This is a genomic window from Thermococcus litoralis DSM 5473 (assembly GCF_000246985.2).
GTDB lineage: Archaea > Methanobacteriota_B > Thermococci > Thermococcales > Thermococcaceae > Thermococcus_A > Thermococcus_A litoralis.
Genome location: NC_022084.1, coordinates 319,264 through 336,273 on the forward strand (window position 1 = coordinate 319,264; position 17,010 = coordinate 336,273).

At 40.0% G+C, this 17,010-nt stretch carries 16 protein-coding genes and 2 pseudogenes; 6 read left to right on the top strand and 12 right to left on the bottom strand.

Annotation, left to right across the window (positions count from 1 at the left end):
* Positions 1-730 precede the first annotated feature (730 nt).
* The gene (locus OCC_RS12525; protein WP_020953595.1) at positions 731-898 is read right to left on the bottom strand and encodes a hypothetical protein; all 168 of its coding nucleotides are present in this window, start codon (positions 896-898) and stop codon (positions 731-733) included.
* A 519-nt stretch (positions 899-1,417) separates the two neighbouring features.
* Between OCC_RS12525 and OCC_RS01680 the strand changes: the two genes are divergently transcribed.
* A complete protein-coding gene (locus OCC_RS01680) occupies positions 1,418-2,509 on the top strand; it encodes a MarR family transcriptional regulator (protein ID WP_004069023.1) in 1,092 nt (363 codons plus the stop codon).
* A gap of 81 nt (positions 2,510-2,590) precedes the next feature.
* Here OCC_RS01680 and OCC_RS01685 read toward each other — a convergent pair whose 3' ends face one another.
* Positions 2,591-3,586: a DNA recombination protein RmuC gene (locus OCC_RS01685; protein WP_004069021.1), complete on the bottom strand. Its 996-nt coding sequence runs from the start codon at positions 3,584-3,586 to the stop codon at positions 2,591-2,593.
* Between the two features lie 283 nt (positions 3,587-3,869).
* On the opposite strand from OCC_RS01685, the gene OCC_RS01690 reads away from it, so the two are divergent.
* Complete coding sequence (locus tag OCC_RS01690) at positions 3,870-4,991, top strand: tyrosine-type recombinase/integrase (RefSeq protein ID WP_004069019.1); 1,122 nt, start codon at positions 3,870-3,872, stop codon at positions 4,989-4,991.
* 112 nt (positions 4,992-5,103) lie between these two features.
* Here OCC_RS01690 and OCC_RS01695 read toward each other — a convergent pair whose 3' ends face one another.
* The 3 genes from OCC_RS01695 to OCC_RS01705 all read right to left on the bottom strand — a co-directional run bounded on the left by OCC_RS01695 (position 5,104) and on the right by OCC_RS01705 (position 7,810).
* Complete coding sequence (locus OCC_RS01695; protein WP_004069018.1) at positions 5,104-5,889, bottom strand: nucleotidyl transferase AbiEii/AbiGii toxin family protein; 786 nt, start codon at positions 5,887-5,889, stop codon at positions 5,104-5,106.
* 88 nt (positions 5,890-5,977) lie between these two features.
* Positions 5,978-6,499, bottom strand: a complete 522-nt coding sequence (locus OCC_RS01700) for a type IV toxin-antitoxin system AbiEi family antitoxin domain-containing protein (RefSeq protein WP_004069015.1) — start codon at positions 6,497-6,499, stop codon at positions 5,978-5,980.
* 219 nt (positions 6,500-6,718) lie between these two features.
* Positions 6,719-7,810 carry a tyrosine-type recombinase/integrase gene (locus OCC_RS01705; protein WP_171814828.1) on the bottom strand — a complete coding sequence of 364 codons (1,092 nt, stop codon included), beginning with the start codon at positions 7,808-7,810 and terminating at the stop codon, positions 6,719-6,721.
* Between the two features lie 7 nt (positions 7,811-7,817).
* Between OCC_RS01705 and OCC_RS12380 the strand changes: the two genes are divergently transcribed.
* Together OCC_RS12380 and corA are read left to right on the top strand one after the other, a co-directional pair.
* Positions 7,818-8,003 (top strand): hypothetical protein, encoded by a 186-nt coding sequence (locus OCC_RS12380; RefSeq protein WP_148290380.1) that lies wholly within the window; start codon positions 7,818-7,820, stop codon positions 8,001-8,003.
* A 150-nt stretch (positions 8,004-8,153) separates the two neighbouring features.
* Complete coding sequence (gene corA / locus OCC_RS01710; RefSeq protein WP_020953597.1) at positions 8,154-9,044, top strand: magnesium/cobalt transporter CorA; 891 nt, start codon at positions 8,154-8,156, stop codon at positions 9,042-9,044.
* Here the strand turns inward: corA and OCC_RS01715 are convergent.
* The 4 genes and pseudogenes from OCC_RS01715 to OCC_RS01725 form a co-directional block, all read right to left on the bottom strand.
* Positions 9,035-10,212 (bottom strand): annotated as a pseudogene (locus tag OCC_RS01715) (RNA-guided endonuclease InsQ/TnpB family protein). The gene corA and the pseudogene OCC_RS01715 overlap by 10 nt on opposite strands.
* Positions 10,202-10,366 carry a hypothetical protein gene (locus tag OCC_RS12530; RefSeq protein WP_004067399.1) on the bottom strand — a complete coding sequence of 55 codons (165 nt, stop codon included), beginning with the start codon at positions 10,364-10,366 and terminating at the stop codon, positions 10,202-10,204. Before OCC_RS12530 ends, OCC_RS01715 begins: the two are co-directional and overlap by 11 nt.
* Before the next feature lie 180 nt (positions 10,367-10,546).
* Positions 10,547-11,232 (bottom strand): annotated as a pseudogene (locus OCC_RS01720) (aspartate/glutamate racemase family protein).
* Positions 11,233-11,237: 5 nt separating this feature from the next.
* The gene (locus OCC_RS01725; RefSeq protein ID WP_004068113.1) at positions 11,238-11,753 is read right to left on the bottom strand and encodes a cob(I)yrinic acid a,c-diamide adenosyltransferase; all 516 of its coding nucleotides are present in this window, start codon (positions 11,751-11,753) and stop codon (positions 11,238-11,240) included.
* Positions 11,754-11,878: 125 nt separating this feature from the next.
* On the opposite strand from OCC_RS01725, the gene OCC_RS01730 reads away from it, so the two are divergent.
* Positions 11,879-13,297 carry a TldD/PmbA family protein gene (locus OCC_RS01730; protein ID WP_004068114.1) on the top strand — a complete coding sequence of 473 codons (1,419 nt, stop codon included), beginning with the start codon at positions 11,879-11,881 and terminating at the stop codon, positions 13,295-13,297.
* Between the two features lie 5 nt (positions 13,298-13,302).
* Positions 13,303-14,628, top strand: coding sequence for a TldD/PmbA family protein (locus OCC_RS01735; protein WP_004068115.1), 1,326 nt, complete (start codon positions 13,303-13,305; stop codon positions 14,626-14,628).
* A gap of 22 nt (positions 14,629-14,650) precedes the next feature.
* On the opposite strand, the gene OCC_RS01740 is transcribed toward OCC_RS01735, so the two are convergent.
* The 3 genes from OCC_RS01740 to ndk are packed head-to-tail and all read right to left on the bottom strand — an operon-like array spanning position 14,651 to position 16,994.
* Positions 14,651-15,118: a COG2426 family protein gene (locus tag OCC_RS01740; RefSeq protein ID WP_004068116.1), complete on the bottom strand. Its 468-nt coding sequence runs from the start codon at positions 15,116-15,118 to the stop codon at positions 14,651-14,653.
* 40 nt (positions 15,119-15,158) lie between these two features.
* On the bottom strand, positions 15,159-16,418 hold the full coding sequence (locus OCC_RS01745; protein ID WP_004068117.1) for a C69 family dipeptidase: 1,260 nt from the start codon (positions 16,416-16,418) through the stop codon (positions 15,159-15,161).
* Positions 16,419-16,472: 54 nt separating this feature from the next.
* Positions 16,473-16,994: a nucleoside-diphosphate kinase gene (ndk, locus tag OCC_RS01750; protein WP_004068118.1), complete on the bottom strand. Its 522-nt coding sequence runs from the start codon at positions 16,992-16,994 to the stop codon at positions 16,473-16,475.
* Positions 16,995-17,010 lie beyond the last annotated feature (16 nt).

Below are 17,010 nucleotides of genomic sequence, written 5' to 3' on the forward strand. Positions count from 1 at the left end.
CTTTCCACTCTCTAACCCCCACCTTTCTTGTGAGTTGCCTTGTTTTGGGTTTTTTCTTTTTGTTTTTTAAAAGTCTGCCTGAATTCTCATTGTATTGGATCAACAAAATAAAATTCTAGCTCAAAATTTTAAAAGAAGTTATGTATATACCAGACTTTTAAATAAAGCAGAGTTAATTCTCTTGTGCCCGTGTAAAGGGAAATGTTGCTCTAAAGAAAGAGTCAGAGCTGGAAGATTGCCAAAGAGTTCAAGAAGAGGGGAGATAAAAAAGGAATAGGGAGAAAGAATATAATGCGCATGCATATCTGAGTGAAGGGAAAAATAGGTTTTCCTTGTCTCTTTCTGTTATGTTATATGAGAAGTTTCTCACATATAAATCATTGACACATAAAGGAAATTATTGACAAGTTGACAATGAGTATTTCGCTATTTAGGGGAGAATTACAAACAAGGAATGATAGTGTGGACTAGCTCTGAGAAGTGTTTTATGATATTACATTGCCCTCCCTCAAAAATGAATCACAAAAAGAATCGTTAGAGTCACATGTTCAAACTAATTCAAAAAAATTAAAAAGAAAAGGAACCACCAAAAACAAAATTCTAAATGGATTACAAATTCATGCTGAACTATCGCATGGCGTGTCACCAATTGTAACAGTACCTGATGAAAAATTAAAGGTGACTAATTATTGTCATAAAAAGGTAAAATAAAAGGAGACACGTATGGAAATCAAATTTCTGCAGTTAACAATCCATAATACATCCTTTTTAACATTTCTAGCTCTTCTTCTAATTTTTCAACCTTTTTTAGATCTTGGTACGAGTTCAGGGATAATTTTCTCCTTGAAAGTTCTGTTTCGAGCTCCTCTATCTTTTGTTTTACTTTCCACTCTAACATCTGGATCACCCATGAATGTGGGTTATCAAACAAAAATTAAAACTATCTTGGCTTTGGTGAGTTTAGTGTTTGTCCTCTCGGACGCTTTTCAGAGCCAGCACCCTGGCATTTTAATTAAAATGGAGGTTTTTGTTTGTTTGTTCAATGCTTGGTCAGTTCTAAATTCTTCATCCGGGAATAGGAGGCATTGGTACGCTTGGTCACATTATAATAAATAAATATACATCAAATATACATATACAAGGAAAGGTATTCTTCTAAAGTGTGTTTGGAATTAAAGTATATCTCCGTGTGTTTTTATCTATATCTTTATCTTTTTAGGAGTATTATTGCGGAATTGGGAGTTTTGAGAATACCAGATCGTGACTAAACTGTACCAAAGCCTACTTTCGCAGAAAAAAGGTTTGTGTGTGTAAAATCATGCAAAAACAGTAAAAATTGACGATTTTTAAAACTGAATTTAATCACACAGCTAGGATTAATTATTCTCATCTAGTTAACATAGGTTGAGGTAGTGGTATGAGTAGGGAGGACATAAAGTCAAAAATCATGTCCTACCTTGAAGAGGTGAAGTTAGCAACTAGGAACGAGATCTCCAAGCAAACTGGGATTACTGGGCGAGTTTTGACTCAAGCATTGAAAGAACTCGTTGATAAAGGTTATTTAGAAGTTGTTTCAAAAAATCCCCTCACATACAAATTCGTAGAAAAAAACTATGTCGAACTGGATTTCTCTAAAATTCGGGATTATTACAACCTAAAATACACTATCGCAAAAATCCTGAAAAATCACGGATGGAGATTATCAAAACATGAGATTGCAGCAGTTGCATTGATATATTCGAAGTTTACTGGATTCAAAACACTAGTTTTTGGAAGCCAGGCGGTTGGGAAAACCTCAATAATTAGGAGTGTTTTTCAGGGAGTGAAAGAACCTGTAATTCTTCAGGATCTGCATTTAAAGGACCTTTATGATGTAGTAGGCAGTATAAAAGAGAATACGAAAGTTATCGAACAACAATACAGGCACAAGTGGGGAAGAGAAACTCTTGAGAGATACGATGCATATAAAGTAGTCCCCCTGTCTCGTATTGGGCCTGCAGAGTTAATTTTTCGTTTTATCCCTGTTAGAATAATACAGCCAAAAGGTAAACCAGAAAGACTGTTTGAGCAGGTGTACTTTGAGTTCTTGAATATTCCAAGAATTATTAATCCCCCTGAAGATGCTATAGAAGCACTTTACGAAGAGTTGTCACATATTGAGTATTTCACGATAGATACACAACAGCTAGAGGAGGCTCTGAAGAAAATAAAGGTTAATGAGGTCGTAGGTTTTACGGAGGATGTTACTGCTGAATTTTACCGTATAAACGAAAGATACAAAAAAATTACCCAAAATGACTTTTTCTTGGCAAACTTTAAAGAGTTCAAAGGCTGGGACTCACTTTATAACAAAATGAGTGATAATCTGCAAATAATTAACAATGCTCTAGAAGTGCTAAAATTTAACTTTTCATGGCTGCAAGAAAAGGACGCGGCGGTAGAGCAGACGGTGGATTTCTTTAAAGATGTTTTCGAAACATTCACAATAGTTAAAAAAGAAAAATTGTAGGTATTTTTCTTGCTCCTTTCATTTGATCTGTCTTCTAAACTGTGAACATTCTCTTGAAGATTCTTTTTCTCCTGTTAGAGATTATTCTTCTAGCTCGAAGGTAGTGAGCGACGAGTAATAGGTTTTTAATTCATTAATTGCTTGCTGAACTTTATGAACATTACTATTTGCATTGTTCAAGTGCCTAGTGAGAGTTCCAAATTTATCTTCAAGATCTTTTATATAGGTTCCAAGGATGTTTATTTTTCTCTGGACTTCTTCAGCTCTCTTTGATATTTCTTCTGCTTTGATTTTTGTGAGAATCAAACTGATGTGGGCTGGAAGGAGAGATGGAGAAGTTAATATTACCCCCGATTTTGCGGCTTCAGATACAAGTTCGTGAGCTTCAGAAACAAGCTTGTAATATATCGCATCGGATGGAATGAACATAAAAGCAAAGTCCATGGTATTCTCTTTTCCAACATATTTTTCTTTTATTGCCCGTACGTGGTTGTTAACATCCTTTAAAAAGTTCTTCCAAAATTCTTCTTTTTTACTTGGGCTTTCTTCTTCAGTGTATTTTTTGAAATTTTCTAGTGGGAACTTTGAATCAATGCAAAGATACTTGTTTTCATCAACAATGATGTAGGCATCAGGAATTTCGCGTCCAATGCTTTTTCGAATTCCTAGCCTCTGGGAGGGAATTATGTCTTTTAATATAGCCTCTAGCTGTAATTCTCCGAATTTTGCTCTCGCACTTTTTATTTCAAACATGGACTTTAGATCAGAAGTTATTTTTTTCAGGTCTCCTGAAGCTTCTTTCAACTTCCCTAGGTCTTCTTGGATTCCAAGCTCTTTTAGAGACTCTGCAAAAGCTCCCTTTATCACATTAGTATTTTTTGATATTGCCGAACCAAATACTTTCTCAAAAATATCCGTGGAGCCTTGGATTGTTTTCATTACTGAATATTCTACCATTTGTGGAAAATTCGTCTCTATCTGCTCCACTTTTGTTTTTAACTCTGTGAGGTGACTACTTTGTCTCCATAAAAGGAACCCTAGAATCAAAACAAGAATACCTAGCAAGTATTCAATCATGAATCCACCCCCAAATAGCACTTGCTCATATCATTTGTTCTATAATAATGCCCAATGCTTTATTTAGTTTATTCTGATGCTCTCGCACCAGTACCAATATAGATTTTGTTCAATATGTTCATTTGAGATTTCTGCGAATGGAGCTTTCTTTTAGAAACCAAAAATAATGCAAGTGTTTCCTACTCATCACTTGAATAGTCGCCGAAAGGAGATTGTAAAATTAAAAGCTTTTCCGCAAATTTTTATATTTTTACATCCTACTTTATTATTTTGAGGGGTGTGAATGGAGGTTGTTGGACCAGAGGTAATCCAGGGAGGATATGTTGTTAGGGTTAGTATGAGGCCTAAAAGAGAGATTTACGTATTCTCCGAGGAGGATATAGAGTACTATATCCGGAACGAGATTTTAGAGAAAAATATTAGCGAAAAACAGAAAAAGAAAAAAGAAAAGTGGATATGGGAGTTTTTAGGAGAGTTACCAAAAAGAAATAACGAATATTACCTTTCTATAAATGAAATTGAGAAATATTTGAAAAAACTTGAAAAAATGAAACTAAAACCGCGCACTATGATAAAAAGAGTTAGACAACTAAAGAATTTTCTGCATCACTTTGATCCTTCAATAAAAGAATTTGACGATATAATTGATAGGAAACTCGAGGAGCTTTCCAAGACGATTAATGCTGAAACGCGGCTGAAAGGGGTTACAGTATACAAAGACCATGTCACTGAATTCCTGAGAAGGCTGGAAAGACTCTATGAAGAGAGAAAAGTAACGGAGTACACGTACCAGAAGGCAGTAGCTTTTGTCCTTTTGGGAGTTTCAACTGGGAGGAGAGTAGAAGAAATTTCGGGCATGAAAGTAGAATGGCTAAACTTGGAGGAAGGATACATCATCCTACCCCTAAAGTACACAAAAGAAGGAAAAATATTAGGGGTCAAGGATGGTTACAAGAGAATACCTCTGACAGAAGAAACGGTCGCTTGGTTAAAATTTTTCCTCAAAAAATACGGAAAATTTATCCAAGAAAAAAGAGATGGATACCTTTTCTCATCCCCTGAAAGGAAAGCAGGAAATCCAATATTTTTACATAAACTAACAAAAAAGTTCAAGAAAGAGCTGAAATTCGACATTGGAGGTGCGCAATTCGAAATCAAGTACCTGCGAAAATTTTTTTCGCAGGAATGGGAGAGAAGGGGTGGAAACCTATATGTAAAATTTGAGCTAATGGGGCATTCCCCTCGAAACATAAACTATCTCCACTATACTAGATTAGGTTGGAAAGAAATCAACGAAGAATATCGCCGTGTATACTACAATCTCTCTGTTCTCACCCCAGATCAACGAAAATTAATAGCAAAATATCTGTCAAGGAAAAAAAGAAAAAGGAAGAAAGGGAAATGAGAAAAATGGCCTCAAAAACATTTCTTGTCCTTTAACATGCTTTTCAAACATGTGACAATAAACACTAGCTTGTTTGCTAGATTCGTGATTTGTTATGATTGCTCCGGCACTTCTAGTCAAATTGGGTTAAAGTATAGTTGCGTAACTTCTCCAAGAACTTTCTGAGGTCTTCCGTATTAAATGAGACATTCAATAAAAGCAATTCCTCTTCCGGTGTAGTAGCTTCGAGAAATGAAAGTGATTGTATAACCTCTTGGAGATTAATAGAATATTTTTCAAATTTTAGTGCAAATTGCATCTTCTGGGTTATTTCATCAGTATAATCCTCGATTTTCAAGCCTGCTTCTTTTTCAAGGTAGTACAAGTCATAAATGTCCCTAAACTTTACTTTCTTTCTAGTTAAAAGCGCCCTAACTTTCTCTGTTAGAATCTCTCGCAAATTATATGCCCAGACAGGAATATCAGAATAACTATCAAGGAATTCTGAGAAATATATCCTCTCTTCATCATTCAATTGGATGTCTGAGAGTAGGGATTTAGCACTAACTCTTTTAGGTTCAAAAAGAAGTTTCTCCACCAAGTTGATTTGAATTTTTATCATTTCCCGCATTACTCCTTCAGGATAATACAGCTTGAAAGTAATCATCCTTGATCCTCCACCAAATTCCACGTAATTCCTATCTCTCAAATCTGCTTTAAATTCTAGACCCCTTTTACTGGCGATATTTTCAATTAGCCTTGCAAGTTTTGTAGCTTCAGCCTTGAGTTCCCGTTCTCGGCTTCGTCTTGAAAGTTCCATCCATATTTGAGGAGTTCTACTTGTAAAGTCTAAATCAACACTGAAGCGATAGTAACCTATCCCTCCTTTGAAGAGGTAATTTGCTAGAAAAGTACTCATTTGAGTACAATTCTCTCAAAATGGAATGCAGAATAATATCCTTTCGTATGAGATTTCCCTTTTTAATTCCTGTTTTTGAATTATGAGCTCAACAAATTCCCTTTCGTTCATTCTTTAAAACCTCCTTCTGTACACTTCTTGGATATCTCTCTAGGTAACTGCATAAAATAGCCCAGTTAACCTTGTCTTGGTATTGTGTTAAAACCTCCTCCGCATGTGGTCTGAGCTGTTTGTTGTACCTTGAGAGATATATAAAGTCCAAGATTGTCTTTTCAGGGTCTGAAAACTTTACTTCGTTACTTTTGATTATTCCAAAAGAAGCTAAAGTTGGTTTTATCTTTACGAATTTGACATTCTCTCCAAGAATTTCAATTGTTTTTGACCTGATTACTTTATCATTGAGGACGAAGATTATGTTAAAATATTCGTGAGTCATGCCATTGAGTCTCAAGGCTGTAAATAGTCCATAGTACCATGTCAAGTTGAGCTTGTTGAGGCCCTTTGCAATTACTCTAAATACATCAGGCGCTTGTTTTAATCCAATTTCTTCAATCGTTTTAACGTAATATATGCCCCTGAGAATTCTAATTATATAACCCCTAGATAGCAAGTAATTGACAAAATACTCGATATCAATGTTAAACTTCTCACTAACCTCTTTTAATTCCTCTTTTGTAATAGCACTGCCCTCAAATTTTGAGAATTATATATCTGATTGCGAGTCGTCTCATGTTTCAAGTTGTTGAACAATCATATAAAAATTATTGGTTGTTCAACAAATCATGATTCAGTTACTATTAAAAGTTTAAAATAAAATGAGGAGATACCCCTAAACTCCGAATTTTAGGTTTCCGAAGACTGTGTCGTATAGCTGCTTTAATTCTTCTGGAGTATGGTGGGAATAGTGAAGCACATTGATGTCTTCTCTGATAGAATGCCCCATTAGAAGCTTTTTTACGGTACTATTTCCATTTTTACGATCCCACTCTTGGCTAAAGAACTTCCTCATATGTTTTGGCCGTATTGGCTGGGTCTTCAGCTCGTTTTTCTTGAGAAATGGTTTTTCTAGGGCAAAATATGTCACTATGTTATCCTCAGGCTTTAAATTGTATTTTTGCACATATCTCTTGAGAAGTTTTTGAACTTCTTTTGTGAAGAAAGTAACCCTCGCCCTGTTTGTCTTTGAGATGTTCTCATCGATAAATATTGTCCTATTCCGGATGTCTATATTCTTGAGTTTCAATCTAATTAGTTCGTGAGTTCTAATGCCACTGGTTGCCATCAGCAAGAGTGAAACAAGCATTCTATCTGCAGTTTTTTCTGCTAGTCTACCCTTTTCTCTGAGGCTTTTTATAATGTTGATCAGATTCTTGATGTCATCTACAGTAACTACTGTTCTGTCGACACCTACTATTCGTTTTGACTTTAGATAACTCTCCAAAGGGATTTGAGCGATTCTGAAAAGTTTCTTTATGTACGTTAATTGTTTACGATATGTTACTGGATGATACTCATTCTGGAGCTTCTCAAGGTACGAAATCAAGTCATTGAGTGTAAAAACGTAGTAATTTCCTTCTTGAGTTATGTAATCCAAAAATCTTTTAATTGAACGCTCCACAAATTTATAATGGTGTTCTTGAACTCCTTTTGCTTTTAATTCTAGAAACAGCATGTTTAAATGCTCTTGTGTTATAAAATATTTGATTTCTTCCGATTGTTCTTGAGTTACGTTACTATTTTGTAATTTTCTGGAAAAAGCTATATAATGTCCGTATAGTTCATTTTTACCTATCTTTGGGTCGTTTTTTGGATTTAATAGTTTAGACGGCTGTGGATCCCCTAGCCCGGGTTCAAATCCCGGCCCCGGCCCCAGAATCACCCTTCTCCCAGAATAAAACGCTTTTAAAACTTCTTCCAGCAACCGCGACATGTTAATGCCTTCTCTCTTCGCAAACTCCACCAAATCAGCCCATCTACCAGAGGAACAAAAACATCGGCGTTATCGCTCCCTTGCCCTTGAAGAGTACTGGGACGAAGAGGTCATAGAGAAATCGTTCAAGAAGGTTATTGAAACTCTTAAGGAGATTGGATTCAGGACAACTACCGGAATGTAAAGGTCAAATTCTCTTCTTCTTTGAAAATTTTTATGCCAGGTTTTTAGAGCTTACTTGGTCTAAATGTTTCCCCAATGATCCTGAAGAGAGAAAACTGTAATTACCATTATAGCGAAATTCAAATTAGTGGCTTTCGTCGTGGTGTTCATAATGGATGAGGCAAAGATAACAGTCTTTGCATACTCAGAAGACAAATTTGAGGAAAAGAGGGTCAAAACGGTCAAAGATGTCCTCAAATACAAAGATTACAAGGTAGTTTGGGTAAACATAGACGGAATCGCTTATCTCCAAGAGCTTAAAGAAATCTTCAACTTTCATGAAGTTGCTATTAAGTCAATTCTTAGAGCAAAGACCCGGGCAAGGGTTTCCATTCTAAAAGACCATATTTTTGTTTTACTTCATCAGGTCTACGAGCTGAAAGGGGGCTTGAAAAAAGAGAGAACCGCGGTTTTTCTAAAAGATAACTTCGTCATAACAATGCAGGAACGGCCTGGTGATGCGTTTAACACAATTAGGGAAAGCATAAGGCACGGAGAAGGAATTTTTAGAAAAAAAGGCGCGGATTACCTACTCTTTGCACTTCTTGATGCGATAGTTGAAAACTACGTTCCAATTCTAGAGAACATCAGCTCACAAATGGAGGTCATAGAAACCAAAGTCCTAAAAGATGGAGACAAAGAAGTGCTTCGAAAGATACACGGAATTAGGAGAAGGATACTGTTTGTGAGAAGAACAATATTTCCTCTGTTGGAGATCTTTAGACGGCTAAGGTTGGAGGGAAAAGAATTCTTCGGTGAAGAAACGCAGAAATACCTGGAAGAACTCCATGAGCACGTTATGGAAATCCTTGATATCATTGAAAACCACCGAGAAATGGCCAATGGTTTGATCGATATCTATTATTCCACTCTTTCCATGAAAACAAACGACATCATAAGGATTCTCACAGTAGTATCCACAATATTCATACCCCTAACATTCATAACAGGTATATATGGAATGAACTTCAATACACATGTCTCCCGTTCTGGTCAGCCGTGATTTGTGTAAAGTTCGTAAACATCAGCACGGCTGACCTTCCCCACTCCCGTCTTCATTGGCTGGCTTTCGGGGGGAACGGAAACTCCCCACATCTTCAAGGCCCTCAAACGAATATTCCAACTCCCAACAACATCCCTATCAGCCTCAAAACCACACTCGCATTTCAAAACCCTGCGCCCATTCGGGCTTAAATTACCCCCACACACCGGGCACAGGGATGACGTGAAGGCAGGATTAACGAAGACAACTTTTATCCCTTTTAGCTTAGCCTTGTATTCGATTATGCTCTGGAGTTTTCTAAAACTCCAGCGGTGAAGACGACCATTCATTTCAGCCGAATACCTAATCGAATACCTGATTTCAGTTAAATCTTCCAGAGCAATACCACCGTATTTTTCAGCTAATTCAACGATTTTGTTGGCCAATTTGTGGTAAAGGTCGTCCAGCCTGCTCTTCTCTCTTTGCCCATACTTTTCGAGAAGCTCTTCCCTCTTCTTTCCAGTTCTAAGTTTTTTCTGTATTTTTCTCCGCTTTACGAAGTAGCCAGCCCTAATATCCTTCTCGTGTGTAATAATCTGGACGAATTCGCCGTTTGGAAGGCTCAGCGTAACGTTGTTCTCGTTCAAGTCCACGCCGATGAAGGCCTCAGGCTCTCTCACTTCAACCTCTCTGGAAAAGACTACGTTGATGAAAACTCCTTTTGGCGTCCTCACCAACCACGCTTGCCCAACTTTCCAGTCCTTAAACTTCTCGTGATACTTTGCAGGATAAAACTCCAGCTCAATCCTTCCTTTTGGAGTGGAGAGTTTTACTATTCTTTTTTCAAGGTTGAGTTTAAAGAGATGGTCGTCGAGCATTATGGCGTCCTTCTTAAAAACGGGCTTCCCCTTAGTTTTACCCTTCTTTTTCCTCTTCCGATAACTCTTGTAAATTGCAGTAGCCATTTGGGTGGCCGTGTAGTGGTAGTGGCTTGTAACTCTGGATACTCCTTGCGCAGGCTTTTGTACGTTTCCTTTTTAAGCCTGTAAAAGCTAGTAACGTTGTTCTCGAAAGCATAACCGATGAGGTAGTTCACAATCTCCCGATAGGTGGAGAAGAGAACATCTAACCCATTAGGTATCTCCTTGAGTTTGAATTTTGCAGTGAGTTTGATTGTTTCACTCGGCATTTTCTAGCTCCTTTTTGGTTTTTCTGATCCACGTTTTTATGGCCTCGCTTATTGCCGCTCCAAGAACCCCCTTTCGTGTCCCGTATTTTAGGGCAACAAGTCTTCTGAATTCTTCTTCTAAATCATCATCAATCACTATAGTCATCTTCCCCACATACATCCACCGCCATACATATGGCTTTAGAAGTTTATAAACTTTTTGATGATACAAACCACCCAAACTTAACGCTTTCAACTATCTACGAAACAGCCCTACAACATGCCCGAGCTCAACTGGTACTATGGCTACCCGGCCACAATTGGAATGCGCTATTATTTCAAAAAGAAAGGATGGTTATAAACCAAGGGCAAGTTTCACGGCCTTTTCAGCCAGTATATCCATAGGATCTACGAGGGGGACGCTTAAATCTTCCGGCTTTAAAGCTACACTTACTTCCGTACATCCGGCTATTATAGCTTCAACTTCATTTTCAAGTTTTTTTGCGACCTCGAGAAGCAGTTTTCTTCCGAGTTCTATATCACCTGCCTTTACTCCTTCATAGATAGCTTTCATGACTTTTCCTGATCCTTTTCTGAGGGAATGAGCGCTTCAATTCCTCTCTTTTTGAGGGCTTTCTGATAGATCCCGCTCACTATCGTGCCCGTCGTTGCAAGGATGCCTACCCTTTTCACGCCCAAGGCTTCTACATAAGATGCGGTCTCCTCTATCATGTTTATCAGCGGTATCTTGATGGCTTTTTGAATCTCATCTGCAAAGTAATGAGCGGTATTGCAGGGCATGATTATAAAATCTGCCCCCCATTTCTCAAGTTTTTTTGCGCTGTCAATGAGTTCTGGAAGTGGATTTTCGCCTTTTCCGAGAATATAAGCAGTTCGATCGGGAATCTTGGGGTTGTTGTAGATAATTATTCTTGGATGGTCTTGATCCTTCTTTGCGGGAGTTTTGAGTACTATTCTCTTAAAGAGATCCACAGTGGCAAGAGGGCCCATCCCGCCTAAAATCCCTATGACCTTCTCCATATCAATCACTTTACGTACTTGATCTTTCCCTCTTTAAGCTCAACATAACGAGCCATTATAAAGAGCAGATCGCTCAGGCGGTTGAGATACTTCAAAACATCTTCGCCAATCCCATATTCCAAAACCACTTTGGAAACTCTCCTTTCGGCTCTTCTAGCAACTGTTCTGCAGATGTCAAGCTTTGCACTTGCTATTGTTGAACCAGGAACAACAAATCCTTCGAGCTTTATCTCGCCCTCAAACTTTTCAATGAGCTCCTCCAAACGCCTTATTTCCTCTTCTCCAACTTTTTTGTACTCTCCTTTGCTTGCAATTTCAGCCATGAGCGAATAGAGCTCAACCTGGATCTTCTCGAGGATTTCCTTCAATTCTTCATCGAGATAGTGCTTTACCTCCCCTAAAAAGGAGCTCAGCTCATCGATAGTGCCGTTGGCCTCTATTACCGGAGAGAACTTAGCTATTCTTTCTCCAGTAAAAATTCCCGTTGTTCCTTTATCTCCAGTTTTGGTCGTAATTGACATGCTACCACCCGAGTAAAATTGTAGTTTAATGTTTATCAGTTTTTCTCAATTCGCTTCAATGCACATCGAAACGATTTTATACTTCAAGGGAGCACTTTTATATGCATTAACTAGAGGTGATGTACATGCATGAGCTTGTTGAATTCGCCGTTGAAAAAGCCCAGGAGCTGGGTGCAAGTTATGCAGAAGCAAGGTTTGAGGAAAAGAGCGGAACAGAGATAGTCATGAAAAACGGCAACCCGGAAGGGCTTGGAATATTAGCCGATAGAGGTATAGGTATTAGAGTTCTTGTGAACGGCGGGATGGGATTTGCTTCTACAAACGTCTTAACAAAAGAAAGCGTGGAAGAGGCTGTTAAAAAAGCTGTAAAGCTCGCAAAAGCTGCGGCAAAACTAAGAAATAAGCCCATACAGTTCAGTGAGGAAGACTTCCACCAGGTTTTCTACGAAGTGAAGATGAAGAAGGACTTCAGAGACGTTAGTGCTGAAGAAAAGATGGAGTACCTCAAGCTCATTGAGGAAAGGGTAAAAGAGACTGGCGTAAACGTACCAATGCGCTTTTTGAGGTATGGGGACTTCATGTGGCACAAGGTTTTCATGAACAACGAGGGAGCACTTGTTGAGAGCCTTATCCCAAGGGTTTCCGTAACATACAACCTTGTTGTTTTTGAAGAAGGGCAAATGGAGCAGGCTCCCTTCGTCCAGAGGGCATTTTCCGGTGGGCTTGAGCTTATTGAGAAGGATAAGCCATGGGAGTGGGCTGTTAAAGACGTCAAAGCCCTCCAAAGACTTATAAAGGAAGGACAAAAGCCGCCGGAAGGAAAAGTCGATGTTGTCATAAGCCCAGAAGTTGCTGGTATAGCAGTTCACGAGAGCGTTGGGCACCCCTATGAGCTCGACAGAATAATGGGAAGAGAGGCAGCCCAAGCTGGAGAGAGCTTTGTGAAGCCGGAAATGCTTGGAGAGAGAATTGGAAGTGAAGCTGTAACTGTTATAGAGGATCCAACGATTCCAAACAGCTGGGGTTTCTACCTATACGATGACGAAGGTGTCAAAGCAAGACCAAGGTACCTCATTAGAGAGGGTATAATAAACGAGCTTCTCATGAACAGGGAATACGCCGCTTATCTTGGAATGAAATCAAACGCAGCTGCGAGGGCAATTAACTACAACCGCGAGCCAATAGTGAGAATGGCAAACACCTACTTAGCTCCGGGTGATTATTCCTTCGAGGAGCTTATTGAGGACGTTAAGTTAGGAGTTTACATGGTGAGCTTTAACGAGTGGAACATAGACGATAGGAGGTACCAGCAGAGGTACATTGGTAGAGAGGCTTATTTAATCGAGAACGGCGAGATAAAGCACCCCGTAAGGAGACCAATTCTTGAGATAACCACCAAAGGGTTGTGGAGCAGTGTCGATGCCGTCGGAAAGGAAGTGGAATTTTACCCGGGCACATGTGGAAAAGGTGAACCCGGACAGGGAGTCCCGGTATGGATGGGAGGAGCCCATGCGAGACTTAGGGATGTAGTGCTGAGGAGGTGAAAAAGATGTTCGAGATTAACGAACTAATCCTGAAAAAGGCGAAAGAGCTCGGCTTTGGCGATGTTGTTGTATTGGCTTACGAGCAAAACAGAAGACAGGTGAGGTTTGCCAACAACGAAATAACGGTTGCAAAGAACTGGCATACGCAAAAGGTAAACCTTTTCGTTGAGTACCAGAAGAGATTGGCCTCAACAACTTTAACAGCTCTGGATGAGAAGACGATAGAAAAAACCCTTCAGATGTTGATGAAGAGCGTTAAAAACCTCGCTCCCAAAGAGGACTACTACGGAATAGCCGAGGGGCCTTTTGAGTACAAAGACATTCCAGAGACCTTCGATAAGGCAATAGTAGAGCTTGATGAGCCAAACGAATACGTTGAGGTCGCAATAAACGCTGCTCTTGAAGAGGGGGCAAAGAGAACCGCAGGTGTCCTTTACACAGATCACAATAAGCTCTACCTAACAACGAGCAACGGCGTCGAGGCTTTTGACGAGGGAACGGGAATAGAGATAAGCATAAGGGCATTTATAGGCGATGAAGAGAGCGGGCATGGGACTAATTCGGTAAGGGTTCTCAAAAAGTTTGATCCAGAAAGCGCGGGAAGAAAAGCTGGGGAAATTGCAAAGATGGCCGTTAATCCAGTCCAAGGCGAAGCTGGGACTTTTGATGTAATATTCGACCCGCTAGCATTCGCCAACCTAATGAGCTACATGAGCTTCATGGCCTCAGCTTTTGCCGTAGAGGCTGGGTTCAGCTTCTTGGTTGGCAAACTCGGACAGAAGGTTGCAAACGATATCGTAACAATCAAGGACGTTGGAAACATGCCAAACGCCTATGGCACAAGGAAATTTGATGATGAGGGTGTTCCTACAAGGGAAACCACAATCATTGAGAACGGAACTCTGAACACTTACCTCCTCAACACAAGCTTTGCAAGGAAATATAAGAGGGAAACCACGGCAAACGCAGGTTTATTGATGCCTGAAGCTTGGAACGTCTATGTAGAGCCCGGCGATTATTCAAAGGAGGAGCTCTTCAGCGAGGTTAAGCGTGGAATCTACATAACCAACGTATGGTACACAAGGTTCCAAAACTATGTTACCGGGGATTTCTCAACAATTCCAAGGGATGGAGCGTTTTTAATTGAGAACGGCGAAATAGTAAAGCCCATAAGAAATATAAGGGTAAGCGACAACTTCCAACACATACTTGAGAGCATTGAAGCATTAGGAAAAGATCTCTATCACATCCACTGGTGGGAAGTAGCTACCCCCGTGTTCACCCCCTACGTTCTCGTAAAGGATGTGGGAATAACAAAGGCTACAAAGTGATTCTTCTTTGGCGAATTTCTTTTTAAATTATTTTTACCAGACCTAAGCTTGGTATGAGGGTTATCAAGATGCTCAAAAGCCCTCCAATTATCAGCGCAGGGATTGTTTTTCTTTTTTCCATTCCAAATATGTAAGCCGCTAAGCTTCCCGTCCATACACCAGTTCCTGGAAGAGGTATGGCAACAAAAACAATTAGGCCTAAGAACCCCCACTTCTCCACGTAGGGATGAGCTTTCCTTCTAACTCTTTCCACATATTTCAAATAGAGCTCCGCAAACTTCCCTAAAGGGGTATCTTCAAGTTTAAGCATTACCCAGTCTATCAGATGCAGAAGGAGTGGTAAAGTTAAGGAGAGAAGCAGCACTCCAAGCGATGCCATGATTAAAGTGCCAGAGAGAGAGTAACCCCTACCAATCCCATAAACTATGGCATATCTTCCCTCAAATGTTGGAAGGAGTGAGAGTAAAAACACCTCAAGCAGACCGTTCACTTTTAACACCAAAAACGTAAATGGAGAGAAGTTAAAAAACTTATCTCAAGCCAGCCTTTTGGTTCACCTTCCTCCATCTCATCCCATACAAAAAGGGGAACTTGCCGGGAACAATAAGCTTCTCCCATTTTTTCACAAGCTCTTTTTCTCTTTCAAAAGCCCATTTTGTGAGTTCTGCAAGGCTTTCGTTCTCTTTAAGTTCCCTCGTCCTTCTTATTATCTCCCTCTGCAGCTCATCCCTTTCCTTTGAGAATTTCCCAATATACTTTTGATAGTTGGTCTGGAACAACCTGTGGAACTTTTCAATCCTCCACCAGTAGTTTTTGGGATTATAGAGGTTCGTAGGTGATTCTGACTCTGGAATTCCACCCTCAAAAGATATTGGCTTGAAAATGCTTAAACATGGAAGCGAAGTCCCGGTAAACCAGTGTATATCCTTTCCAAGCTCCGAGATTTGGGATGAGGCGGTTTGAGAAGGCCTCGTTAAACCACCATAGTGCATGCATATATCCCTCATGGAGCCTTTTTCTGGGGAATACGGTTCAAAGCGGTGAGACCTCAGGATTTCCATCATGTACTCGAGAGTTATTTCGCCTTCTCTTTCTTTGAGTTTCCGATATGTGAAGGCTCTCCTCTCCCTTCCATGGGCGAAGTGGGTATAGAATCTATCAGAGAAATGCTTGGCAAAACTAAACTTTGGTCTCTTGGCAAGCCTCTCGACGCTCTCTGAAGCTAAGTCCCAGTCATTCTCTATCGTGAGAGCATTTGAAATAGAGTATACATCTTCAATTCTCTTTGCAACCCAGTGTTTGCCGGCAGTTTCTAGAACCCACGCCTCTTTTGGGTCCGCAATTATGAATGAGTTACTGTAGAGCAGTTTGTGCTCGTAGCTACCATTTCCTCCCTGCCCATAGCTCTCGATTATATCAATTATGAAATGAAGAGCCTCTTTAGAGGTTTTTGTTCTTTCAAGGGCGAGCCTTATCATGTCCATTCCCAAGATACCTTTATCTGGAATCTTCTCCTTGGTGAAAACTGCAGTATTGCCTATAGCTAAACCAAATTCATTCACCCCCATCTCCACACCCCAGATCCACCAAGGGCGTGAGAGAATTACCGCATAGGTTTCCTTGACTTGAGGAAATTCAACGTAGGTCAGCTTAACAGCATCTTCCTCATGTTTTTGTCTTGGAATAACCTCCAGAATCTGAGCCTCGTTTGGATCTCTATCGCTGTTTTTCGCAAAGAGCATAACCTTTTCTTTAGTTGCTTCGGGAATTGCAACGAGAATATCGCACATCCACAGCACCTAAAAAAGATTAGAGGTAGATGTTTTTAACAATTTGGAAAAGCATCAAAGCTTCAAGCAATCTGTGGAGTCTAAGTACTCCCCTTTCTCCTTGTCCCAGTGGGAGTGGTAGAACCACTCAGCAGCCTTGCAGTATTCAAAGAGCTCGTCCTCTTTAAAGTAGAGTGCTATTTCCCTCTTTGCGGTTTCCTCGCTGTCTGAGGCATGAACCACGTTGTAAATCGCATCTCCAACATCAAGACCGTAGTCGCCCCTTATGGTTCCCGGCTCTGCATCCTTGGGGTCAGTTGCACCGCACATTTTCCTAACGACGCTTATGGCATACCTGCCTTCGAGAACCATTACTACACTTGGCGCTTTGGTAATATAGTCTATCAGAGGCTCAAAGAAGGGCTTCCCCTTGTGTTCCTCATAGTGCTTCTCCGCTAATTCTCTATCAATGTGGATCATCTTCATCCCGATTATTTTAAGGCCTCTCTTTTCGAATCTGCTTATAATTTCACCTATAAGACCCCTAACAACGGCATCGGGCTTTATAATCACAAGAGTCCTTTCCGTCTTGTTCATCGGCAACACCGAGAAG